Origin of the sequence: Pseudomonas salmasensis (genome assembly GCF_014268375.2) — a bacterium.
In the GTDB taxonomy this organism is placed as follows: domain Bacteria; phylum Pseudomonadota; class Gammaproteobacteria; order Pseudomonadales; family Pseudomonadaceae; genus Aquipseudomonas; species Aquipseudomonas salmasensis.
Genome location: NZ_CP077083.1, coordinates 5,697,227 through 5,720,660 on the forward strand (window position 1 = coordinate 5,697,227; position 23,434 = coordinate 5,720,660).

Annotated in this window: 20 protein-coding genes; 9 read left to right on the forward strand and 11 right to left on the reverse strand. The window is 60.8% G+C overall.

The window, feature by feature from the left end:
• Positions 1–2: 2 nt before the first annotated feature.
• From HU731_RS25685 to HU731_RS25715, 7 genes are all read right to left on the reverse strand, one after another.
• A complete protein-coding gene (locus HU731_RS25685) occupies positions 3–830 on the reverse strand; it encodes a polysaccharide biosynthesis/export family protein (RefSeq protein WP_186608779.1) in 828 nt (275 codons plus the stop codon).
• A 6-nt stretch (positions 831–836) separates the two neighbouring features.
• Complete coding sequence (locus HU731_RS25690) at positions 837–1,748, reverse strand: glycosyltransferase family 2 protein (protein WP_186608778.1); 912 nt, start codon at positions 1,746–1,748, stop codon at positions 837–839.
• Positions 1,748–3,208, reverse strand: a complete 1,461-nt coding sequence (locus HU731_RS25695) for a mannose-1-phosphate guanylyltransferase/mannose-6-phosphate isomerase (RefSeq protein WP_186608777.1) — start codon at positions 3,206–3,208, stop codon at positions 1,748–1,750. The genes HU731_RS25690 and HU731_RS25695 overlap by 1 nt, the downstream gene beginning before the upstream one ends.
• Positions 3,208–4,647, reverse strand: coding sequence for an undecaprenyl-phosphate glucose phosphotransferase (locus tag HU731_RS25700; protein WP_186608776.1), 1,440 nt, complete (start codon positions 4,645–4,647; stop codon positions 3,208–3,210). Before HU731_RS25700 ends, HU731_RS25695 begins: the two co-directional genes overlap by 1 nt.
• 506 nt (positions 4,648–5,153) lie before the next feature.
• A complete protein-coding gene (locus HU731_RS25705; RefSeq protein WP_186608775.1) occupies positions 5,154–7,640 on the reverse strand; it encodes a TonB-dependent siderophore receptor in 2,487 nt (828 codons plus the stop codon).
• Between the two features lie 105 nt (positions 7,641–7,745).
• The gene (locus HU731_RS25710) at positions 7,746–8,696 is read right to left on the reverse strand and encodes a FecR domain-containing protein (protein WP_186608774.1); all 951 of its coding nucleotides are present in this window, start codon (positions 8,694–8,696) and stop codon (positions 7,746–7,748) included.
• Positions 8,683–9,198 carry a sigma-70 family RNA polymerase sigma factor gene (locus HU731_RS25715; protein WP_003190219.1) on the reverse strand — a complete coding sequence of 172 codons (516 nt, stop codon included), beginning with the start codon at positions 9,196–9,198 and terminating at the stop codon, positions 8,683–8,685. Before HU731_RS25715 ends, HU731_RS25710 begins: the two co-directional genes overlap by 14 nt.
• A gap of 168 nt (positions 9,199–9,366) precedes the next feature.
• On the opposite strand from HU731_RS25715, the gene HU731_RS25720 reads away from it, so the two are divergent.
• Positions 9,367–9,996: a LysE family translocator gene (locus HU731_RS25720; RefSeq protein WP_186608773.1), complete on the forward strand. Its 630-nt coding sequence runs from the start codon at positions 9,367–9,369 to the stop codon at positions 9,994–9,996.
• A 795-nt stretch (positions 9,997–10,791) separates the two neighbouring features.
• Here HU731_RS25720 and inhA read toward each other — a convergent pair.
• Positions 10,792–11,472, reverse strand: a complete 681-nt coding sequence (gene inhA / locus HU731_RS25725; RefSeq protein WP_186608772.1) for an isonitrile hydratase — start codon at positions 11,470–11,472, stop codon at positions 10,792–10,794.
• Between the two features lie 90 nt (positions 11,473–11,562).
• Between inhA and HU731_RS25730 the strand changes: the two genes are divergently transcribed.
• Positions 11,563–12,531, forward strand: a complete 969-nt coding sequence (locus HU731_RS25730) for a GlxA family transcriptional regulator (RefSeq protein WP_186608771.1) — start codon at positions 11,563–11,565, stop codon at positions 12,529–12,531.
• Here the strand turns inward: HU731_RS25730 and HU731_RS25735 are convergent.
• From HU731_RS25735 to HU731_RS25745, 3 genes are read right to left on the reverse strand one after another with little or no spacing between them, the layout of a single operon-like run.
• Positions 12,517–13,428: an alpha/beta fold hydrolase gene (locus HU731_RS25735; protein WP_186608770.1), complete on the reverse strand. Its 912-nt coding sequence runs from the start codon at positions 13,426–13,428 to the stop codon at positions 12,517–12,519. The two genes, HU731_RS25730 and HU731_RS25735, sit on opposite strands and share 15 nt — an antisense overlap.
• Positions 13,416–15,242: a glycoside hydrolase family 15 protein gene (locus HU731_RS25740; protein WP_186608769.1), complete on the reverse strand. Its 1,827-nt coding sequence runs from the start codon at positions 15,240–15,242 to the stop codon at positions 13,416–13,418. The genes HU731_RS25735 and HU731_RS25740 overlap by 13 nt, the downstream gene beginning before the upstream one ends.
• Positions 15,235–16,035, reverse strand: a complete 801-nt coding sequence (locus HU731_RS25745) for a glucose 1-dehydrogenase (protein WP_186608768.1) — start codon at positions 16,033–16,035, stop codon at positions 15,235–15,237. Before HU731_RS25745 ends, HU731_RS25740 begins: the two co-directional genes overlap by 8 nt.
• A 146-nt stretch (positions 16,036–16,181) precedes the next feature.
• On the opposite strand from HU731_RS25745, the gene HU731_RS25750 reads away from it, so the two are divergent.
• The 7 genes from HU731_RS25750 (at position 16,182) to HU731_RS25780 (ending at position 23,430) form a co-directional block, all read left to right on the forward strand.
• Positions 16,182–16,583, forward strand: a complete 402-nt coding sequence (locus tag HU731_RS25750; RefSeq protein ID WP_186608795.1) for a cytochrome c — start codon at positions 16,182–16,184, stop codon at positions 16,581–16,583.
• A 79-nt stretch (positions 16,584–16,662) separates the two neighbouring features.
• Positions 16,663–17,163: a sigma-70 family RNA polymerase sigma factor gene (locus tag HU731_RS25755; RefSeq protein WP_186608767.1), complete on the forward strand. Its 501-nt coding sequence runs from the start codon at positions 16,663–16,665 to the stop codon at positions 17,161–17,163.
• Positions 17,164–17,189: 26 nt separating this feature from the next.
• Positions 17,190–18,137: a FecR family protein gene (locus HU731_RS25760; protein ID WP_186608766.1), complete on the forward strand. Its 948-nt coding sequence runs from the start codon at positions 17,190–17,192 to the stop codon at positions 18,135–18,137.
• Between the two features lie 97 nt (positions 18,138–18,234).
• Positions 18,235–20,628 (forward strand): TonB-dependent siderophore receptor, encoded by a 2,394-nt coding sequence (locus HU731_RS25765; RefSeq protein WP_186608765.1) that lies wholly within the window; start codon positions 18,235–18,237, stop codon positions 20,626–20,628.
• 243 nt (positions 20,629–20,871) lie between these two features.
• The gene (locus HU731_RS25770; RefSeq protein ID WP_186608764.1) at positions 20,872–21,894 is read left to right on the forward strand and encodes a type III secretion effector protein; all 1,023 of its coding nucleotides are present in this window, start codon (positions 20,872–20,874) and stop codon (positions 21,892–21,894) included.
• A 287-nt stretch (positions 21,895–22,181) separates the two neighbouring features.
• Positions 22,182–22,349, forward strand: a complete 168-nt coding sequence (locus tag HU731_RS25775; RefSeq protein WP_186608763.1) for a type III secretion effector protein — start codon at positions 22,182–22,184, stop codon at positions 22,347–22,349.
• Positions 22,350–22,767: 418 nt separating this feature from the next.
• Positions 22,768–23,430, forward strand: a complete 663-nt coding sequence (locus HU731_RS25780; RefSeq protein ID WP_225931535.1) for a type III secretion effector protein — start codon at positions 22,768–22,770, stop codon at positions 23,428–23,430.
• The last annotated feature ends 4 nt before the right edge of the window (positions 23,431–23,434 follow it).

Below are 23,434 nucleotides of genomic sequence, written 5' to 3' on the forward strand. Positions count from 1 at the left end.
TGCTATGGCACCCCAGGAATATTGATTTTTTCGATGTTGGTGGTCGTGTTCCCGCTGTTCTTCACGCCGCTATCGTTGAGGTCGTAGTTAAAGCCCACGCCAATCCCCTTGTTGATCGGAAACAGCCGCGTGAAGTACATATCCACAGCCTCCACCGTCGCGCCGATGCCCGACTGCGGCACAAAGATCAAATCGCCGCGCTGCAACGCCACCCGCGGGTGATTGGGGTTGGTCAACATGCTTTCCAGGCTGATGAAGTACGTCCTGTACTTGCCATCGGGGCCGGTGCGCAGCAAGGCCACGTTGGAGGCATCCGCCGAGGGCAATACACCACCGGAGCTGAGCAGCGCCTGCTCGACGCTGACGTTGCCGGCCAGGTCGAAAAACGCCGGGTTGGACACCGCACCGCCGATAAACACCTTGTTGCTCGGTGCGCTGGCGATGTTCACCGTCACCGCAGGTTCGCGGTAGATGCGCTTGTACTTCTCGGTGATTTCCTTGCCCAGGTCTTCGGGCGTGCGCAAGGCTGCCTTGACCCGGCCAATGTTGGGCACCGAGATCACACCGTCAGGGCGCACCACGAATATCGTCATGTCATCGGCCGCCGCCGGCTCTTGGGCATCACGCACGATCCGCAGCGAGTCGCCGCTCTGGATCAGCACCTGCGGGGGCGGCAGGTCGGCCAGGGTCAGCGCCGCTTGATGGCCGGCCTTGAGCGTGTCGTTATCAGGAAGCGGCACCCGCGCGGGGGTCGAACAACCAGCCAGCCAGATTGAGGCACTCAAGAGGCCGAGCAGGGTAAGACGGAAACGTCGGTTGATAGTCTTCATGACGGCTCAAGTCCAGTAGGTGGAAAACATGCCCAGGCGCCGTTTAAGCGCGTTGGGCAGGTGGCGTTCAAGGTGGCCGAGGCGATAGCCCAGCAATTTAAAGGCACTGCGCACCACCACTTCGGGGGCGCGGTACAGCGCGTTGGCCTCGCGCAATGCGTGCAGTTCGGCCAGCACATAACGTTTGCCTTCGCCGCCGGCGTCGCCAAACGCCTGGCGAATCCACGGCTCGCGGCCGTAGAACACACCGATATCGAAGTAGCGGCGAAACTCTTCCAGCAAGCGGTAATCGTGGGAGTGATAAACCTGCGCACTCGCGGCATAGCGCACCTGGTAACCGGCCAGCAGCATGCGCGCGGCCACATAGGCGTCTTCACTGCCAATCACATCCTGGGGGAAACCGCCCACCGCGCTCAGGGCGCTGCGCCGGTACACCGAAAACGAGTCGGAGCTGAAGCAGGTCTTGATGCCCAGTTGCGCTGCATCGTCCAGGCGCTTGGTGCGGCTGGCCGCCGGGTAGTTGAAGTGCCGCGACTGCGCGCCGAGCACGCCGGCACCGGGGTGCGGCAGTTGCCGGCCGTAGGCCACGCCATTGAGCGGCTCCAGTTGCAGCTCGCTGATCAGGTTGGCAAAGGTCTCGGCGTTGGCGGGGATCGCGTCCTGGGTCATCACGATCAAGGCGTCGCCGCCTACGTGCTCGCTGGCCCAGCGCCGGGTACCGCCGTGGTTGAAATCACGGGCGTCAATCACCTCCACGCGCGCGCCGAATTCGCGAAAGCGCGCCACGGTGTCATCGCTCGATGCGCTGTCGACCACCAGCATTTCATCCGGCTGCAACGTCTGCATGCGCAGCGCTGGCAACAGGCGGTCCAGGTGGCTGGCCGCGTTGCGGGTGGGGATGATCAATGACGTACGCATCAGGGCTTCACTTCAACCGGCGCGCGGCCGTAGATGTCGTCATAGCGCACGATGTCGTCTTCACCCAGGTACTCACCGCTCTGCACCTCGATCATCACCAGGTCGATGATGCCGGGGTTGGTCAGGCGATGTTTGTGCCCGGCGGGAATGTAGGTGGACTCGTTCATGTTGAGCAGGATTTCGCGCTCGCCATTGGTGATCATCGCCGCGCCGCTGACCACCACCCAATGCTCGCTGCGGTGATGGTGCATTTGCAGGGACAGCGAACCTTTGGGCTTGACCACGATGCGCTTGATTTTGAACCGCGTGCTTTCCTCCAGCACCGTGTAGGTGCCCCAGGGCCGGGTGACGGTGCGATGCAGGCTGAACGCCGGGTGATTCTGGCGCTTGAGTTCGGCCACGATATAGCGCACGTCCTGGCTGCGATGGGCGTCGGCGATCAACAGGGCATCGGGGGTGTCGACGATGATCAGGTCACGCACGCCCACTGCACCGAGTACCCGCTTGGGCGAGTCGATGTAGCAGTTATGCACGTCGTGCAGGATGGCCTCTCCATTGATCTGGTTGCCATTGTCGTCACTGGGCGTGAGTTGGCGCAGGGCTTCCCAGGAGCCGATATCGCTCCAGCCAATGTCGCAGGGCACGACCGCAACCTGGGCGGATTTTTCCATCAGCGCCACATCGATGGAGATATCCGGCGCGGTGCCGAAACCTTCCGGGCTCAGTTCGCGCTGGCGGCTGCTGCTGTTTTGCAGGCTCTGGCTGTGCTCCAGCGCAGCCTTGGCCGCTTCCAGAACCGCCGGGGCGTGGCTGGCCAATTCTTCCAGCAGGGTGGCGGCCTTGAAGCAGAACATGCCGGCATTCCACAGGTGCTTGCCGCCGTCCAGGTAGCCTTGGGCGGTGGCCTGGTCGGGCTTTTCGACAAAGCGCTGTACCCGAAAACCTGCGCCCAGTGCCGGCCCTTGTTCGATATAGCCAAAGCCGGTTTCGGCACGGTCAGGCTGGATGCCAAAGGTCACCAGGTAACCGGCCTCGGCCAAGGCGCGGGCTTTTTCTACCGCCTGGGCAAAGGCGCTTTCATCCAGCACCAGATGATCGGCGGGCATCACCAGCAACTGCGCGTCTGCGCCAAAATGCTCCTGCACATGCAACGCAGCCACGGCGATGGCGGCGGCGGTGTTGCGGCCAAACGGCTCCAGCAGCAGGTCGAGGCCCAGGCGCTGGGTGTTCACCGCGCGGTAGTCGTCGAGGGTGCGAAACAGCTGGTCGCGGTTGGTCACGGTCAGGATGCTGTCGACGCCCGGCAAGTGACTGGCCCGCAGGAAGGTCTTCTGCAGCAGGCTCTGGTCGTCGCGCATGCGCATGAAGGGCTTGGGCATGTTCTGCCGCGAAACCGGCCATAGCCGCGTACCCGAACCACCGGAGATGATGCAGGGAATCAATCCGTTAAGTGGGTTCATCAATAGACTTCCTTGGTGGAAAGAACGGCCGGGACCGTCATGAAAACGATGTAGAGGTCAAGCCATACGGACCATTTGGCGATGTATTCCAGGTCGTATTCGACCCGTTTTTGAATCTTGAACAACGTGTCGGTCTCGCCGCGATAACCATTGATCTGCGCCCAACCGGTGATGCCCGGCTTGACGCGATGGCGCGAACTGTATTCGCTGACCGCTTCCTCGAAAGGAATCCCCGCGGCCTTGGTGGCCGTGGCGTGAGGGCGCGGGCCTACCATCGACATATTGCCCAGCAGCACGTTGAACAGTTGGGGCAGCTCATCGATGCTGGTCTTGCGGATGATCCTGCCGACCCGAGTGATGCGCGGGTCCTGGCGTGTGGTCTGGTGCTCGGCGTTGAGGTCGGTCTGCTCGACGTACATCGAGCGGAACTTGAACACGCGGATTAGGTTGTCGTTGTAGCCATAGCGCTTCTGGCGAAATAGCACCGGGCCTTTGGAATCGAGTTTGATCGCGATGGCGGTCACCAGCATCACCGGCGACAGCAGCAGCAGGCCGATGCTGGCCAGCAGCAGGTCTTCGCAACGCTTGATAAAGGGCGACCAGCCCCGCAGCGGCAACTGCGAGGTGTTGAACATCAGGATGCCGCCCACATCAGTGATGCGGTTATGGCCGTAGCGCAGGGCGGCCATGTCCGGCACCAGCATGACGTTCACCGACATCTGCCGCAGGCGCTTGACCAACCCGTTGATGCGCTGCTCGGCGGCCCAGGGCAGGGTGATCATCACCTGGTTGACCTGTTCGGAGCGGATCAGCTTTTCCAGGTCGCGGGTATTGCCCAGCAACGGCAGGCGGCTCAACTCCTTGGGAATGCGCTCGGTACGGTCGTCGATAAAACCGATCAGGCCGGAACGGATATCACTGTTGCGCGACAGGTGTTCAGCCACATGCACGGCCGTGTCGGTAAAGCCCAGGATCACGGTGCGCTGGAGGAATTTGCCGTTGTCCATCAAATGGCGGTACAGGCGCAGCATCAGTATGCGCTCCACGCCAAACAGCATCAGGCTCGCGCAAAACCAGAACGCCAGGTTGCGTGGGCTCAATTGCGGAAACAGGAGCAGGATCTGGTACATGAACAACAGGATGCAAAATGCAGATACCCAGGCCACCATCATCACCCGAAAACGCAGGCGATTGCTGAACAGGTCATCGGAGTAAACCCCCAGGGCCTGGAACAAGATAATGGTCAGGATCGCAAAGAACGCCAGCAGGCCCAGATAGTGAGTGCGCATATGTTCAGCGACTGGGTCCGGGTAGTACAGCAGGATGATCGCCGGCGAGATTGCGGTCAGCCCGTGGAGCAGTTTTACAAAAACGACAAAAAACTCAACGAAACCGGTGCGAGTCAAAAACAGGCTATCAACGGACGATTTACCGCGCATACATCAGATCCTCAATACACCACCAGAACGTTCCTATTCGTTTGCTCATCCATAAGGCAGGTATGCATTACAAGTGGTGCAAATCGAACGACTTCTGTTGCTGGGTAATCCGTAATGGCTGTCTAGACGCAGGCATTTACTGGGTGATGGCTAAATAGTGGCTCCTTTGAGGATTTGTGTCAATGATTTGGCTTTTTGTCCGTTTTCTTCGATGCTCCTCTCAAGGTCTCCATGATATGACGGTTTGTTGACGTGCCGGGTGGGTATTTCAGAATAATCGAGAATCGATGATGGCTTTTTGGAGTGTAGGAACAAACCTAGGGATTTGCCTGCCAGCGGCGAAAAGCTTTTGCAGGGGGAGGGATGAGGCTTTTTTTGTAGGAGCGAGGGGGACGCCTAGTTCTTGCTCGCGAAAGACGTCAACGATAACGCGTGCTTCCTGGGTACACGCGGCGTCTGTGCGTTTTTCGCGAGCAAGCTCGCTCCTACAGGAGGAATGTGCAGGCTTAGAAGTTGCCTTTGAGGCTCAGTGTGAGGTTACGTGGCTCTCCGTAAAGGTTGCCCCAGCCTGTGGTGCCCACGGTCTGGTAGTAGTTTTTATCGAACAGGTTGTTACCGTTGAGCGCCACCGTCCAGGTGTCGTCCACCTGATACGCCAGGCGCGCATTCCACAAGGCGTAGCCGGCCTGTTCCAGTTTGATGTTTTGCAATCGGTAGTTGCTGCTTTGGGCGTTGACGCCTGCGCCGACGGTCCATTTCGACAGCGCACCGTCCAACTGGTAGTCGCCCCACAAACGCAGCATATGCCGGGGTACGTAGGTGTTGGACACCGCGCCTTCGGCTGCGCTGTCGATGTTCTTCAGGTTCTTGGTTTGCGTGTAGGTGTAGCCGCCAAACACTTGCAGGCGTTCAAGCAATTCGCCGCTCAGCTCGGCCTCGACCCCTTGGGCGCGAACCTTGCCCGTATCGGTGTAGCAGTAGCCGTCGGAGGAACTGCCGCAGCGGGTGATGAAGTCGGTTTGGGCGGCGTTTTTTTCGATGGCGCGAAACAGCGCCAGGGAGCTGTTCAGGCGCCCGTCAAACCATTCGCCCTTGATGCCCAACTCATAGTTCTCACCCATTTTCGGCTTGAGGGCCGAACCGCTGACCGTAGCGTAGGAGCTTTGTGGCTGGAAGATATCGGCGTAGCTGGCGTACACCGAAAGGTTGTCATTGAGGTCGTAGATCAGCGCGGCGAACGGCGTGACCACCCCGGTTTCCTTGGTGCGTGCATCCTGATCGGTCCACTCGCCCCAGGCCAGGTTCAAGGACTCACGGCGGTTTTCATACCAACTGACGCGACTGCCCAGAACCAGCATCAAAGGTTCGGCCAGACGCAGGCGCAAGGTGGCGTAGGCACCGTATTGGGTGGCGGTTTCCTTGACCGTGCCGCCACGGTACATGTTGGGCCAGAAGGTGTCGTCGGCAGGTTCCGGGAAGTGGTGGTTGGGGTTGAAGACGCTTTGGCGCTGGGGCAGGTTGCGGATCGCATAGACATCGTCCTGAGTGCCACGGCTGCCATTGGCGCCGAGGATCAACTCATGTTGCAGGCCAAAGGCTTCAAATTGACCGTCGATGTAGGCGTCCAGGCCGTAGTCTTTGTGATCGTAGTCCAGCAAGGCTGCGTAGCTGGTGAGCGTGGGGGCCGGGTTGCCATAGTCCACGGTGCTCTCGCTGGCGGCGTACTTGATGTCTTGCAGGTTGCGGCTGTGTACGGCGCTGACTTTGAGCTTCCAGTCGTCGTTGAAGTGATGGGTCAGATCGGCGAACAGCGTGGTGCGCTGGCTTTGCCAATCGTTCCAGGCCTGGCCCAGGCAGGTGGAGCGGCTCAGGCCGAGGCTTTTGCCGTCGCGATAACGCGGCAGGCCGCTCCAGCACGGCGTGGAGTCGACATCCTCATAGCTGGCTCCGAAGCCCAGGGTAGTGTCAGGGCGGACATCCATGTCCAGGGCCGCGTAAAACGCCTGGTCCTGGCGCTTGGCAAGGTCCATGTAAGAGCCACGGTTCTGTTGGCTCACCGCCGCGCGGCCGCGCACCGTGCCGCTGTCGTTCAATGGGCCGCCGGTGTCGAATTCGGCGTGATAGTTATCCCAGGTGCCCGCCGACAGACCAAGGCTGGTGGTGGGCTTGTCCTGGGGCCGCTTGCGCACGAAGTTCACCGCACCACTGGCAGTGCCGGCGCCCTTGAGCATTCCGGCAGCGCCTTTAAGCACTTCCACACGGTCATAAATCGCCATGTTCGCGCTGAAACTGTCGGCTTGTATGTAGTCCTTGCCGATGTCCAGTGGTACACCATCGAACTGGTACTGGCCGAGCATCTTGAAGCCCCGGGAGTAAAAATACTTGCCGCCCATGGGCGATTCGTAGCTGGTGATGCCTGGGGTGCGCTCCAGCAATTGGTCGATGGTGGTGATGTTCTGGTCATCCATCAGCTTGCGGGTCATCACACTCACCGATTGCGGCGTGCGTCGCAGGCTGTGTTCGCCCTTGCCGATGGTCACGGCGCCGGTGGTGTAGGAGCCGCTGCCTTCGGTGGTGGCGCCCAAACGATCACCGGTGATGGTGGTGGCGCCCAGGTTCAGGGTCGAGCTGTCGGCCTGTTGAGGTAACAGTAACCAAGCGTTCGGGCCCTGGCTCTGAGCCTGCAAGCCCTGGCCTTGAAGCAGTCGGCTCAGGGCCTGTTGTGGCTCCAGGGTACCGCTCAGCCCAGCACTGCTTTTGCCGGCTACGCTGCCTGCGTCATACGACACGCTGATACCGGCCTGCCGTGCAAATTGATCGAGGGCGCCGGCCAGTGGGCCGGGGGCGATATTCCAGGTGCGCGTCTGGCGTTCGCCGCCGGTTGGCTGGGCACCGGCGGTATACGGAAGGGCAGTGGCCGCCAGGCAGGCGCCGAGGAGGGTCGCCTTGATGGCGTGCCTGAGAGGTGAACGCAGGGAGGGGAACGCTTGCATGACCGCGGGATGCTCCTGAAGGAAGTGGACAACACGGGCCTGTTGATCGGCCTTTCCTTACAGGTCGAATGGCAATGAGAATTCACCTCATTTATTTTTGGCCTGTCACACGCGCGCGGAAACGGTCACCCAGTAACGGCTACGGTAGGTCACATCGATTGCCAACGATTGCGCCACCAACTTGAGCACCTGGTCGGTGTCGTCCAGTTGGTAAGTGCCCGACACCCGCAGCCCCGCCACGGCTTCGCTGCAACGCAGCAACCCATCGCGATAGCGGCCCAGCTCGGCCAGGAAGTCGTCCAGGCGCATGTTGTGGGCGCTGATCACGCCGTCACTCCAGGCCCAAGGGTCCAGGCCGTTGTTGGGGGACGGGCGAATGCCGCTACGATTGAACATCACCTGTTCGCCCGGCTTGATCACTTGGCGTGCAGCGCCGTCATGGCTGTCGGCAAACACCGCCACCGCCCCCCGCTGCACGGCTAGCAGAGTGCCTTGGGGTTCTTCGCGCACCAGTAAGCGCGTGCCGAGAGCGCGTAGATAACCATCGCGGGTATGCACCCATAGCGGACTGTGGTCGGCCCCGGTATTGATCAAAATTTCACCCTGGCGCAGGTTCACCAGACGTTGTTTGGCGCTGGAGGTAATGTCGACGGCGCTGGCGCTGTTGAGCTGGACTTTGCTGCCATCCTCCAATGCTACCCAGCGCCGCTCGCCGGTGGCGGTGCGGTAGTCCGCCATTAAGGCGGGCAGGGGCGTGTAGTCGCGGCCCAGCCAGGCTAAACCTGCGGCGCCGGCAAACAGCCCGAGCATTTTCAGGCCTTCACGACGGCTGATGTGCTGGCGTGCGCCGTCGAGTGCATGGCGACTGACATGCGCTGGCAAGTGGTTGAAATCGTCATTCAGGGTGGCGACCCGATGCCAGGCCTGTTGATGCGCCTCGCTGGTGTGCAGCCACTGTTCAAAGGCCGCGGTGCTGGCGTCGTCGGCGGTGTTGTAGCGCAGCTTGATCATCCACTGGATGGCCTGGTCGACCAGGCGCGAGTCAGGAGTCGGCATAGCGCAACCGGTAACAGGCGTGCAGCGCCTTGGACAGGTCGCGTTCCACCGTTGCCTTGGACACGCCCAGGCGCAAGGCGATCTGCGGGCAGGTCAGGCCGTCCAATTGGGCCAACAGGAACGCCTCGCGTACCCTCGGCTTGAGCTGGTCGAGCAGACGGTCAATGCGCTCCAGGCTGTCGAGGATCAGCCGCCGTGTTTCCTCGCTCGGCACCTCCATTTGCGCAAAGTGCGCCAGGCTTTCCAGGTAGGCGCGTTCCAGCTCGCGGCGCCGGTATTGGTCGATCATCAAGCTACGTGCGATGCTGCTCAGATACGCGCGCGGCTGCTGCAAAGTCTGTTGCTGACGCGCGTTGAGCAGGCGCACGAAGGTGTCCTGCGCGAGGTCAGCGGCGCGCTCATGGCAACCCGTGCGCCGGCTCAACCAGCCTCGCAGCCATGAATGGTGGGCTTGGTATAGCTGGCCGATGGCAGCAGGGTCCAGTGGGTGATCGCTCGACATGGTCATCCTGGCGCAGCAGGCTTAATTGATAATGTTTCGCATTCTAGACGTTGGTCGTGGCATTCAGCAATCACTCGGTTCGCTGCGTGAGCAATGTATCCAGCACAATTTTTTGTAGGGCCTGCAAGCGCCGATTAATCTGGTTTTTTTCCAGCGGACGGTTCAACCATGATCAGCCTGGTCACACTCGGTGTTTTTTCCGGCGCTGTTTTGCTGTTGTTGCTGTCACCGGGGCCGAACATGGCATTTGTCATCAGTCAGGGCGTCACCCAGGGCTGGCGCGGCGGTGTTGCTTCGGCCCTGGGCATTGGCGTGGCCGACCTGTTGCTGACAGCGTTGACCGCCATGGGGGTGACGGCGTTGGTCGCCAGTTGGCCGCCAGCGTTCGACCTCATCCGCTGTGCGGGCGTGATCTACCTGCTGTGGCTGGTCTTCAAAACCTTGCAGAGGCGCCCCAGCCTGGGCGCCGCTCACGTCGGCCGCGTTGCGTTGAGCCGAGTGTTTCTGCAGGCGATGTTCAACAGTTTGCTCAACCCCAAGGCGTTGTTGTTTTTTATGGTGTTCCTGCCACAGTTTGTGCGGCCCGAGGCGGGGCCCATCGCCTTGCAACTGATGGTGCTGGGCGGCGTGCTGACGCTGATCGCGAGCGTGTTTCATGTGCTGTTGGGCCTGTTTGGCGGGGCGCTCAGTCGCTTTTTCGCCAAGCGTACAAAAAGCGCCTGGCTGCAGAAGTGGGGCTTGGCAGCGGTGCTGACGGCGTTGGCCGTGCGCTTGGCGGTGATGTCACGTCCTGCCTGAAGCCAAGCAAGTTTCTTTGTGGCGGGGGCCCGACAGCCGATGCTCATCTACCGGACACCCCAAAATCCAATTGTGGGAGCTGGCTTGCCTGCGATGGCGGCCTGACAGGCGATGCTTCTCTACCTGACATCCCGCGATCCAATTGTGGGAGCTGGCTTGCCTGCGATGACGGCCTGACAGGCGATGCTTCTCTACCTGACACCCCACGATCCAATTGTGGGAGCTGGCTTGCCTGCGATGGCGGCCTGACAGGCGATGCTTCTCTACCAGACACCCCGCAATCCAATTGTGGGAGCTGGCTTGCTCGCGAAGGCGGCCTGACAGCCGACACCGTCATACCGAGTACATATCCATTCCTGCGGTAACGGCCACCTAGGGTTCCGCCCTGACGGCGGCTCACTTTGCAAAAGCGGCAAAGTAAGCAAAGCGCTCTTGCCCCACCACTCGGCACCTCGCTTAGGCTCGGTGTGCCCGTAATCCGCCAGTGATTTGGGGGGCCGCCGCCACGCGCCATCCATGGCGCGGGGCGGCTAAACCGGCATCCCTGCCGGTTTACCCCCCAAATCCCTGTCGAATTCCGGCCAGCGTGGTTTAACGGGGCGCTTGAGATCAAGATCAAGAGCAGATCAAGAGCGACTCGCTTCGCATCGTGGTTACTGTCGGCTACAACCGGACAGGCCGTTTAGCACCGAAAGAATCAAAAGAAGTTTCGTACAGCAGCCTAGGACTCACCTTGCGTCCAGGCGCTGAAGCCGGTTTTTTCCCACAACCCTTTAAGGTTGCTGCTAGGAACATTCACCCCAACCGCGCAGCCGCCCGCGCAACAATCTCCCCGCGCATTCTGCGTGACTCCACCGTGCGCTTGTTGGCTTCCTCCACCACATGCCGGGGCGCCGTCTCCGGGTGGCCTGAGTCAAACGGTGGGGCCGGCGCGTATTCGATCTGCAGTTGCACCAGTTGCGCCGCCGCTTCGCTGTACAACTCTGCGGCCAACGTCAGGGCAAAGTCGATGCCGGCGGTGATCCCGCCGCCGGTAAACAGGTTGCCGTCACGCACCACACGTTCCTGTACGGGGATGGCGCCGAGCGGGGCGAGCAGGTCGTGGTAGGCCCAGTGGGTGGTGGCCTTGCGCCCGCGCAGCAACCCTGCCGCGCCCAGTACCAGTGAGCCGGTGCACACCGAGGTCATGTAGCGCACTGTCTGTGCCTGGGCCTTGAGAAAGTCCAGGGTTTGCGGGTCTTCCATCAACGGGCCCACACCGGCGCCGCCGGGTACGCAGAGCACCTCCAGGTTCGGGCAGTCGGCATAAGTGATGGTCGGCGTGAACACCAAGCCCGTGCTGGAGGTAATCGGCGCGAGGTCTTTCCACACCAGGTGCAGTTTCACGTCTGGCAGCGAACCAAGGACGTCATAGGGGCCGGTCAGGTCCAGTTGCTGGATGCCGGGGAACAACAGAAAGCCGATCTGCAAGGTCATGATTCAAGCTCTGAAAAGGAATGGACAGTCCTTACTGTAGAAGCCTAGGCTTTGGCGAATACGCCATTGAGCCCACTAATTTCGCCAATCATGCCTAAAATTATTCATGTACTCGCGTTTGAGAATGCCCAGGTGCTCGATGTCACCGGGCCTCTACAAGTGTTCGCATCGGCTAATGATCTGGCGCGCCAACGTGGTTTGCCATTGCCCTACGCGGTCAACGTCATTGCTACTCAGGCTGGGCCGGTAATGACGTCGGCCGGCCTGGCGCTGCTGGCCGAGCCGCTGCCCGCCATTGACCAGCCCTGTGACACGCTGGTGATCGCCGGCGGCTGGGGCGTGTACGGCGCTGCCGAGGACCCGGCGCTGGTGCAATGGGTGCGCGATAAATCCCGGCACACACGGCGCATGGCTTCGGTGTGCACCGGAGCTTTTCTGCTGGCGGCCAGTGGCTTGCTCGATGGTTGCCGCGTGGCCACGCACTGGACACGCTGTGAAGAACTGGCGCGAAAGTTCCCCGCGCTCACGGTGGAGGCCAATCCGATTTTCATCCAGCAAGGCGCAATGTGGACGTCTGCCGGTGTGACCGCGGGGATCGATCTGTGCCTGGCCTTGGTAGAGGATGACCTGGGGCGCGCCATTGCCTTGGAAGTGGCGCGCCACTTGGTGGTGTTCCTCAAGCGCCCTGGCGGTCAGTCGCAGTTCAGCGTGACGTTATCCCTGCAAAAGAGCGACAGCCGCTTTGCCGAGCTGCATGCCTGGATCGCCGATAACCTGACGCTGGAGTTGAGCATCGCCACCCTGGCGGCCCAGGCTGGCATGAGCGAGCGCAGCTTTGTGCGCCACTACCGCACCGAGACCGGCCAAACCCCGGCGCGGGCCGTGGAACTGATTCGCGTCGAAAACGCACGCCGGCAACTGGCAGACAGCACAACCTCCATCAAGCGTATCGCCAGGCAATGCGGTTTTGGCTGTGAAGAGACCTTGCGTCGCAGCTTTCTAAGGGCTTTGTCGGTGACGCCTCAGGCTTATCGGGAGCGTTTTTCACCGCTCCAGTAGTTCCAGCAGTGCTTCAAGCGTGACCTGGGGCGCTTCCTGGAAAACATTATGCCCAACACCGGGCAGCACCTGGCGGCGATAAAAGCCGCTGAAGTGCTCCACATCGTCATCCACCAGCGGCGGCGGGCCCACACCGTCGTCGGCCCCGCACAACGAAATGCTCGGTACCGAGATCGCCGGTTGTGGCACCAGCGCCTGCTCGATGGATTCCAGCGCGGGATCACCCGGCGCATACATGAACCGATGGCGATAGGAATGAATCACCACCTCGACAAAATCCGGGTTATCAAACGACGGCGCAGTCAGGGCGTAGCGGCTTGGCCCTTCGGCCCAGGACGGTGACCACAGCGTCCAGAGCAATTGGCAGAGTTCACGCCGGTTGGCCGTCAAACCGTCGACCCCACGCTGGGTGTGAAAGTAGTACTGATACCAGAGCCGGTGCTCTGTCTCAGGTGGCCGTGGCTTGAGCGACTGGCTGATGGCCTGGATGTTGTAGCCATCGCCGGTCACCAGGCCGCGTACCCGCTGCGGCCATAGCGCCGCGACAATACAGGCGGCGCGCCCACCCCAGTCAAAGCCTGCGAGGGTGGCTTGCGGGATGGCCAAGGCATCCATGAAGTCGAGCAAGTCCTTGGCCAGCGCTGCCTGTTGGCCAGAGCGCATCACTTGCGTGTTGATAAATCGCGTCGGGCCATAACCGCGTAAATACGGGACCAGTACCCGATAACCGCGTTCAGCCAGCACCGGTGCGATGTCGTCGTAGCCCCGTGGGTCGTAAGGGAAGCCATGCAACAGGATCACCGGTTCGCCATCGACAGGGCCGTGGGTTTCGTAAGCCACATCAAGCAAGGTGGTGCGCACATACAACAGCTCGGGTGGGGCGGTTACGGTTGCCATACGGTTTTCTCCCCGCTGAGCTTGCGGTCCAAAAACGTTGCCGCACTGATCAACGCCAAATGGCTCAAGGCCTGGGGCGTGTTGCCCAGGTGCCGGGCCTGGCTGTCGAACTCTTCGGCGTACAACCCCAGCGGGTTGGCGTAACGCAGCAACTGTTCGAACTCCAGGTGGGCTTTTTCCACTTGGCCGGCGCGCGCCAGGCATTCGACGTACCAGAACGAGCAGGCGGCAAACGCACCTTCGACGCCTTGCAGCCCATCGATCTGGCTGTCGTCATTGCGGTAGCGGTAGACCATGCCGTCGCGCACCAGGCTTTTCTGGATCGCTTGCAGTGTCGACAGCCAGCGCGGGTCCGTGGCGGCGACAAAGCGCACCAGCGGCATCAACAGCATCGAACCGTCGAGGGCGGTGCTGCCGATATGCTGCACAAAATGCCCGCGCTCTTCGTTCCAGAAGTTCGTCCAGATGTCGGCGTAGATCGCCTGGCGCGTCTGGTCCCAGCGTGCGAACGGCGCTGGTAGTGAGCGTTTGGAGGCCAGGCGGATGGCGCGGTCCAGGGCCACCCAGCACATCAGGCGTGAGTGCAGGAAGTGGTGCTGCTCACCGCGCATTTCCCAGATGCCTACGTCTTTGTGGTTCCAGATCTCACACACCTGATCGACCACTTCCACCGTGTGTTTCCAGCCTTGGTGGGAGATGGCTTCGCCGTATTTGTTCACTAGGTAAACCGCGTCCATCAGTTCGCCGTAGATATCCAGCTGGATCTGATCGAACGCCTCATTGCCCACCCGCACCGGTTGGGCGCCGCCGTGGCCGCTCAAGTGGTCGAGGGTGGCTTCCGGCAGTTCCTGGCGGCCGTCGATGCCGTACAGGATGTTGATCTTGGTCGGCTGGCCGCAGCAGTCGCTGACCCGGCCCCTGAGCCAGCGCATATAGGCGTTGGCTTCCTCGACAAAACCCAGGCGCATGAACGCATAGACGGTGAACGAGGCGTCGCGGATCCAGGTGTAGCGGTAATCCCAGTTGCGTTCGCCGCCGGGTGTTTCCGGCAGCCCGAACGTGGCCGCGGCGATGATGGCGCCGTGTTTGCGCGAGGTCAGCAGTTTCAGCGCCAGGGCCGAGCGGTTGACCATCTCGCGCCAGCGCCCGCGGTAGTTGGACTGGCTGATCCAACCGCGCCAGAACTTCAAGGTGCGCTCCAGGTAGAGGTCGGTACAGTCGTTGGTGACGCGCACATCGTCCTGGCCGCCGAGGACAAATTCGGCGCCCTCATCCTGGGCGAGGGTAAAGGTGGCGATGGCGGTGTTGTCTTGAAGGGTCAGCGGCTGGCTGCCGATCAGGCGCAGGCCAGGCTGGCCGCTGGCGGTGAACACCACGCTGGCAGCCTCGGCCTTCGCCTCGGTAGCGGCCCGGGCATAGTCATGGCGCACGGCGCAGCTTAAGTGGATAGTCGCCTTGCCACTGACCACCCGTACTCGCCTGATCAGCAACGGCAGTTCGTCGACGTTTTCGCTGACGTTCAGCAGGTCGGTGATTTCCACCACCGCTTCATCGCTCAGCCAGCGGGTTTGCAGCACGTTGGTGTCGGGCAGGTAGATCTGCTCGCGGCGGGCGTTGGGCAGGTCCGGGGTAAGCTGAAAGGTGCCGGCCTCGGGCGTGTCGAGCAATGCGCAAAACACCGAGGGGCTGTCGAATTCCGGCCAGCAGAAGAAGTCGATGCTGCCGCGGTCATTCACCAGTGCCGCGCTGCGCATGTCGCCGATAATCCCGTGGGCATCGATGGCGCTTTGAGGTTCGTTCTTGAAATCAACCATTGCCACGGAACTCCGGGTAGAGGCTCATACCGCCATCAATGAACAAGGTGCTGCCAACCACATAATCAGAGGCATCGCTGGCTAGCCACACCACCGCATTGGCCACGTCTTCGACGTCACCGACGCGGCCATAAGGAATCAATTTGAGCAGCTCTTTTTCTGCAGCGCCTTCAGTGGCTGCGCGGTTGATCGCCGTGCGAATCGCCCCAGGCGCAATGCCATTGATGCGGATGCGTTGCTCGCTGACTTCCTGGGCGAGGGTGCGCATCAGCATCTCCACGCCGCCCTTGGACGCCGCGTAATTCACATGCCCGGCCCAGGGGATGACTTGATGCACCGAACTCATATGGATGATTTTGCCGGCAGCTCGTGACACGCCTTCGCGAACGCCCTGGCGATTGAAGATACGCACCGCCGCCCGCGCGCACAGGAACTGCCCGGTGAGGTTGACGCCAATCACCGTGTTCCAATCCTCAAGGCTCATATCCACCAGGTTGGCGTCTTTTTGCAGGCCGGAATTGGCCACCAGAATATCCAGATGGCCGAAGGCGTCGAGGGTTTGCGCGAACAGGCGTTCAACATCGTCCTCCTTGGACACATCGCCGCCAATCGCCAGCGCCTGGCCGCCATTGGCATTGATCTGCGCGGCGAGGGCCTCAGCCGGTGCCGCCTGGGAATTGTAGTTAAGCACCACCGCCGCGCCTGCTGCGGCCAGGGCTTTGGCCGCACCCGCGCCAATGCCGGAACTGGCCCCGGTGACCAGGGCCACTTGTTGCTGCAAGGAAATCTGCATCGCCCACCCACCGTTTTATGAGAGTCCTTCTTGCTGACTGGCGGCGGGGAGCGGAAGTTCACCCCCTGGCGCCTATGCTCAGCTCGGGCAAAAGCGCGACTTATCGTATGATGCTGAAAACAAAGGGCAATACAGGAAGCGATGGAATGCATGTGTGGGCCGATAACAGATGGACAAAATTATTACTCAGCGGCGTATTGGCCGTTTTATCGCTGACTCAAACTGCCTGGTGCGTCGCGCAAAACAGCAATGGTAAGGCGCTGTATCTACAGCGCTGTGCTGTGTGCCATGGGCCCGATATCAAAGGCACGGGGCCATTGGCTAAAAAAAGTAATCCGCCAACCCCCGACCTGACAACCGCCGCCTTCAAGAAACGACTCCATGATTATCCGGGCGTTATCGTCTCCTCCGTTATCCTTCGCCCCAATGGCAACCTGATCCCCAAGACGCTGCAAGACAATGGCGTAAAGATCGCACCGCATGCCTGGAGCGTTAAAGACTTTCGCGATTTGCATCAATACATGAGTGAGGTCATTTCGAACAAATAGTAGGTGGGCGATGGGCAGCAATTGCCCCGCTTAATAGGAAGCATTACTATTCACGCCCCGTCTCCCCAGTGCTCTCGCGATGACTCCTCAGCCGCCCCGCAGAACAGGCTTTTTCGAGCACTACGAAGAGTTGATCGGCACCTGGACACGTCGCCTGAGAAACCGTCAGCAGGCCGAAGACCTGGCGCACGACACCTTCGTGCGGGTGCTTGAGTCCACTGCCTGCGAGGTTGCGCAGCCGCGCGCCTACCTGCATCAAACCGCGCGCAATATTGCGGTGGACGCCTACCGCCGCGAAGACCGTCGCGAGGCGCTGACGCTGCAGGCGGTTGATCACGGCGCCCCCCACAGCGGTGACCCGGAGCATTACATGCACGCGATCCAGTTGGCCGACGCCATCGAGCGGGCGCTGGCCGAGTTGCCGCTCAACTGTCGCAGAATTTTCATCTGGCAGAAGATCGAAGGGCTCACCCAGCAGGAAATCGCCACACGCCTGGGGCTGTCTAAAAACATGGTGGAAAAGTATATGATCCGCACCCTGCGGCATCTGCGTGATCGTCTGGATGCGAGCGCGCCATGACCGGCTTTGAAACAGGATCTTCCACGATGGATAACCGTGTCCGTGATGAGGCCGCGCAGTGGTTTGTGCGCCTGCAAGACGGCCCATTGAGCGCCCAGGAACGTCAACGTTTCGATGCCTGGCGTGGAGCGCAGCCCGCGCATCAGTACGAATTCGATGTGCTGCAAGGGCTATGGAGCGCTACGGATTTGCTACCCAAGGCCCGCTTGCAGGCGCTGGGCGACGCGCCGGTCGAGCGCCCCGGGCGGCGTGCGCTGCTGCGTTATGCCGTGGCCGCCAGTGTGGTCGCCGTTGCAGTGGGCTTGAGTGTATTCAGCGTGTTTGAGCCAAAGCCCTACAATGCCGAATTCAGTACGCAGGTGGGCGAGCATCGCCAGGTGACCTTGCCCGACGGTTCAGTGATGGACCTCAACAGCCGCAGCGTAGTCGCGGTTCACTACGAAAAGGGCCGGCGGGACGTAGAGCTCAAGCAGGGCGAGGCGATGTTCAGCGTGCAACATGATGCCGGCCGCCCGTTTGTGGTCGCCGCCGGGGCGGGGCAGGTGACCGTCACCGGCACGCGCTTTGATGTGCGCCGGGATGCGGACCAAACCCGCGTGGCGGTCGAAGCCGGCACGGTCAAGGTGCAGGGCCAGGCGTCCGATCACAGCGTCACGCTCACCGCCGGGCGTGGCACCCATGTCGACCCCCAGGGCCAAGTGGCAGCAGCCTACGCGGTGAACCCTGAAGAACTCACCGCGTGGCGCAGCGGTAAACTGGTGTTCAACAACGCCGCCCTGAGTGAGGTGGCGCGGGAAGTGTCGCGCTACCGCGAGCAACCGCTGCGTGTCAGTACGGCAGCGGTGGGCAACCTGCGCTTGACCAGCGTCTTTAAATCCAGCGACACCGACGCCTTGCTCAAGGCCTTGCCCCACATCCTGCCGGTCGGCTTGCGCACTTTGCCGGACGGTAGCCAGGAGATTATTTCGCGCTGACGTTCAGGTTTTTTTCGAGTTCTTCGTCTTCTTCAGCAACTGCAACTGGTTTGCATTAACAGCCGCGCATGCTTGCGATCACAGGACTAGGTTCGACGTGAAAAAACTTGCCCTCCACAACAATAAGATTTCCCGCTGGGCGCCCTTGGCCCTGGCCGTTGCCATCAGTACCGCACAGGCTGCCGAGGGCATCCACATTCGCGCCCAACCCCTGGGCGCAGCCTTGAGCCAATTGGGCCAACAGACCTCGCTGCAAGTGTTCTTCAGCCCCGATATGGTTGCCGGCAAGCAAGCCCCCGCGGTCGATGGCAACCTCTCGCCCGAACAAGCCCTGCGCCAATTGCTGCAAGGCAGTGGCCTGGATTACCAGATTGACGCCGGTTCCGTGACCTTGCGCCCGATGAGCAACGGCACCGGTGAAGCCGGCTCGCCGCTGGTGCTGGGTGTGACCGACATCAAGGTGGTGGGCGACTGGCTTGCCGACGCCGATGCCGAAGTGGTGCAGAACCACCCCGGTGCGCGCACGGTTATTCGCCGCGAAGCCATGGTAGAGCAGGGGGCGATGAACGTGGGTGATGTGCTGCGCCGTGTGCCGGGCGTACAAGTGCAGGAATCCAACGGCACCGGCGGCAGTGATATTTCCCTCAACGTCGGTGTACGCGGGCTGACGTCGCGCCTGTCGCCGCGCTCCACCGTGCTGATTGACGGCGTACCGGCGGCGTTCGCTCCCTACGGCCAGCCACAACTGTCGATGGCGCCGATTTCTGCCGGTAACCTGGAAAGCATCGACGTTGTCCGTGGCGCAGGTTCGGTGCGTTATGGGCCACAGAACGTTGGCGGCGTGATCAACTTCGTGACCCGCGCGATCCCGCAAGACTTCTCCGGGGAAGTCGGCACCACCCTGCAAACCTCTGCCCACGGTGGCTGGAAGCATGTGGAGAACGCCTTTATCGGCGGCACGGCCGACAACGGTATCGGCGCCGCGCTGCTGTACTCTGGGGTCAACGGCAATGGTTACCGCAATAGCAACAACGGCAACGACATCGATGACGTGATTTTCAAGACCCACTGGGCGCCGACCGATCAAGACGATTTCTCGCTGAACTTCCACTATTACGACGCCAGCGCCGATATGCCCGGCGGCCTGACCCAGAAGCAGTTCGACGCCAACCCGTACCAGTCGGTACGTGACTGGGATAACTTCAGCGGGCGCCGTAAGGACGTGTCCTTCAAGTACATCCGCCAGATCGACGACCGTACCCAAGCCGAAGTGCTGACCTACTATTCCGACAGTTTCCGTGGCAGCACCATTGCCAACCGCGACCTCAAGACCCTCAGCTCTTATCCGCGCACCTACTACACCTTCGGCATCGAGCCGCGTGTGTCCCATGTGTTTGACGTGGGGCCCAGCACCCAGGAAGTCAGCGTGGGCTATCGCTACCTCAAAGAAGGCATGCACGAGGAGGCCAGCAGCCTGAACCTGGTCAACAACGTGCCGACGCCGGGCGGGCAGAGCGACGGCCACGTATACCAGGACCGTACTGGGGGCACCGAAGCCAACGCCTTTTATATCGATAACAAAATCGATATCGGCAAATGGACTATCACGCCCGGCATTCGCTTCGAAGACATCCGCACCGAATGGCATGACCGCCCGGTCGTGGCCCTGAACGGCAAGCGTACCGAGGAAAAACGCCGCGAGGTCCACAACAACGAACCGCTGCCGGCGCTGAGCGTGATGTACCACGTGTCTGACGCGTGGAAACTGTTCGCCAACTACGAAACCTCCTTCGGCAGCCTGCAGTATTTCCAACTGGGCCAGGGCGGTACCGGCGACCAGACGGCCAACGGCCTGAACCCGGAAAAGGCCAAGACCTACGAGGTCGGTACGCGCTACAACGACAGCGTATGGGGCGGCGAAGTGACGCTGTTCTACATCGACTTCTCGGATGAACTGCAATATGTCAGCAATGACGTGGGCTGGACTAACCTTGGCGCCACCAAGCACAGCGGTATTGAAGCATCGGCCCATTACGACCTGGCCAACCTCGACCCGCGCCTCGACGGCCTGACCGCCAACGCGGGCTTCACCTACACCAAGGCCACCTCCGAAGGTGATGTGCCGTTCAAAGGCCGTGACCTGCCGCTGTACTCGCGTCAAGTAGCGACCTTGGGCCTGCGTTACGACGTCAACCACTGGACCCACAACCTGGATGTCTATGCCCAGTCCGGCCAACGTGCGCCGGGCACCGGCACCACCTACATCACCCAAGGCACCGCAGATGGCCAATACGGTGATATCCCAGGGTATGTCTCGGTCAACGTGCGCAGTGGCTATGACTTCGGCGCACAGCTGTCGAACCTGAAGCTGGGCGTGGGCGTGAAAAACGTCCTCGACCAGCAGCATTACACGCGTTCAAGCGACAACAATGCCGGGTTGTACCTGGGTGAACCTCGCACGTTTTTCGTGCAGGCAAGCGTGGGGTTCTGATTTGTCGTAGAGGGCGAAGATCGCAACCCCAGGGTTGCGATTTTTTTTGCCTGGGCCAGGCGGCCAGCCACTCCTGGCGGGAAGACCAACCGCTAGCGGCGCTGTTTCCTACACCTTCACCGCACATATTGTTGCTTGATCAGGAACTGATTCCGACGCAAAACCACACATGGGAAAGCTGATGGGCTTCGACACTGCGTTGGAGCGACAAGCTGAAAATCGCCCACTGTCATGGAGAAACTTATGTCGGTATCGTTGTTGGAGACACCCGTCTCTGCCTCATCAACGCCTGACCTCACACAGGCCAATGCCAAGGCCGAGGTCAAAAACACTCGCGAGGCTCCAGCTGCGCCTTCCTTCAATGGTCAGAGTGCTGCCCATGTGAATTTTCAATCCGGGGACAACAAAGCCGGGCCTGTATTCGGTCATCACCCGGCATCCACCCCTGCGGCTGACGTGCTTGGCCATCGCCACAACCCGCCGCCAATACAGAACTTTCTGAGCCAACTCAAACACCTGCTCAGCCATTGGTTCTCTGGGCATCGGCCACCCATGCATCCTGGTTGCGGGCATCCGCCGCCACGGCCGAACCCAGGTTGCAGCAACCCGCCACCCAGGCCGAACCCGATTGGAAGCAACCCGCCGCCACGCCCGGACCCCACTGCAGGTCGGCCGTATCCGCCCGCGCCCGGCAGGCCAGACGCGCAGTACTCTCTGAAGAACAGAGAAGAGTTGGCGCAGCAATTGCGCGACAGCTTCAACGCCTTCAGAGACCCGAAGAACCCAGGTTCCATCAGCGTTGACAGCATTCTGGCAATGGCGAAAAGAGGATGGTCGCCCAACCCGGTGATGAACGAGAACATTCGCCTGGCCAATGAGCTGTTACGACGTCCGGAACTGATGGACGCGTTGGATCGCAACGGTTCCACAGGCGCTTTGGATGGCCTGATCGACCGGCACAGCCTGAACGCGGTGATCAAAGGAGAAAACTACTTCAAGTACAAGACCGACAAGGAGTTGGCCGGTGAGCTGCTCGAGCATTTCGACGAGTTGAAGAACGGGAGCGGGGGCTCAAGCCTTAAAATCCGCGACCTGAAAAAGTGGGCGCGCGAGCCGCTTACCGGCGATGCGGCCAAGGACCATCTGATTCAGCTGGCCCAGGAAATGCTAAAGCGCAGTGATCTGCTTGAGAAAATGGATAATCGCGGCAGTAAAGATGACGATGGGAAGATCAGCCGTAAAGGCCTGCAGTTGCTGTCCCGCTGACCGTTCTACAGGCGCCGCCGCCCGGAGGCGCCTGTCCTATAGGTGTCAAGGAACGAATCACGCCCATTTGCCACATAAGGGGTACCTGCAGTTGTAATTCCTCCCACCGCTTTTCAGATTCTGAATGAGGGAAAAATATGCCTTCAACCTCGTTTAATTCTCGCCCAACCGGCCCCATCGAGCTCTTGTGCAGTACCCCTCGTGCAAGTTCCCCAGTCTCCCAGGACCGTGCGCCCTCGCGCAGTCTCCCTTTTGCGTCGACGGAATTTGAGGTACAGACGCGTCGCATGAAAGCTTATGCCGGCGAGCGTAAGTTCCAGGCACCTGTGTCGGAAGACTTTTCCCGGGGCATGCTGTCGGACCCGCTGGCCAGGGGGGAGGGCACTGATTCGTTGAACGACACCGGGTTGATCAGCTGCCTGGCAGGCTGGTGGCGCAGGCGCAGGCTGGATTGACCGCGGTTTTACATATTGTCATGGGTATTTATCGTTCACTCGGAACTGTCGAGTTCACCCAACCACACATGGGGTGCCTGCCTGAGTGGAGTCCGTTCGTTGATTTTGCCCATCAAGGTAATAATCACCCTGCGGATATGCATCTGAAAAGTGTTGGAGATAACTCATGACAATCGAGGGTGTATTACCTTCCGGACGGCCTCTACCCCCCGACAGGCCGGCCGTACAATCAACCCAGCCACCACCGGCCACCCCTGAAACCTGGCATGAAATATCGACTGCGGCCCCGGTGGGAGCCCCGCGCAAGCCCCGTCTTTTTCGTGCCCCTTTATCTGCCCTGCGTCATCGAGATTTACAGAACTTACCCGTTGAACGGCCCAGTGGGATTGTGCCGGGCGCAACCTCAACGGATAGCCAATTGGCTAAAGCGCTGGAAAAATCCTTCGCCTTGCTGCACTCGTTCCTGAGTGAAGGGCGACTGACCTGGATGTCCTTGCAGCGGATCGCCGCTTATCCCATGGGGGAAAGTGAGGCGTTGGATGGCGTGATCCAAGTCGTCAGGGAAATGCTCAATCGCCCGCGGTTAAGTGACGCGATCTTCAGTCGCGACGGCGATGTCACACGTGACAGCCTTAGCGCGGCGGCCCAAGCGTTGCAGGGCAACAGCTCGGCAACCGAGTTCAGTCAGGACCCGTTTCATGCGCAAAGCAATGCGCAAGTGGTGGAGGCGCTGCAAAGCCAGTTTGCGCTGTTGAGAAACAAGGCCATGGATCGAACCTACCTGTTTGAACCGCATCAGTACGTTGAAATAGCCAAGCTCAGGGAGGTCATGCAGGACCCGTATGAGGTTGATCAACAGGGTGCGCCGGTGCTGGATGCGTCCACGGGCATGCCCCAGTCCAAATACAGCGAACTGTGTGTCTACACCGCGAAGAACATTATTGAACGTCCAGGTTTGCTGCCCTCGTTGGAGCGTGCCAATGGCACACGACTATTTGGCCCGCCTCACAAAGAGGGGTGGCTCAGCAACAAAAGCCTCGAACGGTGGCATGAGCAAGACGCCGCTCGCAAGGCACGCTGAAAGT

Excerpts from the sequence above, each read along its gene's own strand:
- HU731_RS25685 (WP_186608779.1), bottom strand. The coding sequence starts at position 830 with ATGAAGACTATCAACCGACGTTTCCGTCTTACCCTGCTCGGCCTCTTG.
- HU731_RS25690 (WP_186608778.1), bottom strand. The coding sequence starts at position 1,748 with ATGCGTACGTCATTGATCATCCCCACCCGCAACGCGGCCAGCCACCTG.
- HU731_RS25695 (WP_186608777.1), bottom strand. The coding sequence starts at position 3,208 with ATGAACCCACTTAACGGATTGATTCCCTGCATCATCTCCGGTGGTTCG.
- HU731_RS25700 (WP_186608776.1), bottom strand. The coding sequence starts at position 4,647 with ATGCGCGGTAAATCGTCCGTTGATAGCCTGTTTTTGACTCGCACCGGT.
- HU731_RS25705 (WP_186608775.1), bottom strand. The coding sequence starts at position 7,640 with ATGCAAGCGTTCCCCTCCCTGCGTTCACCTCTCAGGCACGCCATCAAG.
- HU731_RS25710 (WP_186608774.1), bottom strand. The coding sequence starts at position 8,696 with ATGCCGACTCCTGACTCGCGCCTGGTCGACCAGGCCATCCAGTGGATG.
- HU731_RS25715 (WP_003190219.1), bottom strand. The coding sequence starts at position 9,198 with ATGTCGAGCGATCACCCACTGGACCCTGCTGCCATCGGCCAGCTATAC.
- HU731_RS25720 (WP_186608773.1), top strand. The coding sequence starts at position 9,367 with ATGATCAGCCTGGTCACACTCGGTGTTTTTTCCGGCGCTGTTTTGCTG.
- inhA (WP_186608772.1), bottom strand. The coding sequence starts at position 11,472 with ATGACCTTGCAGATCGGCTTTCTGTTGTTCCCCGGCATCCAGCAACTG.
- HU731_RS25730 (WP_186608771.1), top strand. The coding sequence starts at position 11,563 with ATGCCTAAAATTATTCATGTACTCGCGTTTGAGAATGCCCAGGTGCTC.
- HU731_RS25735 (WP_186608770.1), bottom strand. The coding sequence starts at position 13,428 with ATGGCAACCGTAACCGCCCCACCCGAGCTGTTGTATGTGCGCACCACC.
- HU731_RS25740 (WP_186608769.1), bottom strand. The coding sequence starts at position 15,242 with ATGGTTGATTTCAAGAACGAACCTCAAAGCGCCATCGATGCCCACGGG.
- HU731_RS25745 (WP_186608768.1), bottom strand. The coding sequence starts at position 16,035 with ATGCAGATTTCCTTGCAGCAACAAGTGGCCCTGGTCACCGGGGCCAGT.
- HU731_RS25750 (WP_186608795.1), top strand. The coding sequence starts at position 16,182 with ATGCATGTGTGGGCCGATAACAGATGGACAAAATTATTACTCAGCGGC.
- HU731_RS25755 (WP_186608767.1), top strand. The coding sequence starts at position 16,663 with ATGACTCCTCAGCCGCCCCGCAGAACAGGCTTTTTCGAGCACTACGAA.
- HU731_RS25760 (WP_186608766.1), top strand. The coding sequence starts at position 17,190 with ATGGATAACCGTGTCCGTGATGAGGCCGCGCAGTGGTTTGTGCGCCTG.
- HU731_RS25770 (WP_186608764.1), top strand. The coding sequence starts at position 20,872 with ATGTCGGTATCGTTGTTGGAGACACCCGTCTCTGCCTCATCAACGCCT.
- HU731_RS25775 (WP_186608763.1), top strand. The coding sequence starts at position 22,182 with ATGAAAGCTTATGCCGGCGAGCGTAAGTTCCAGGCACCTGTGTCGGAA.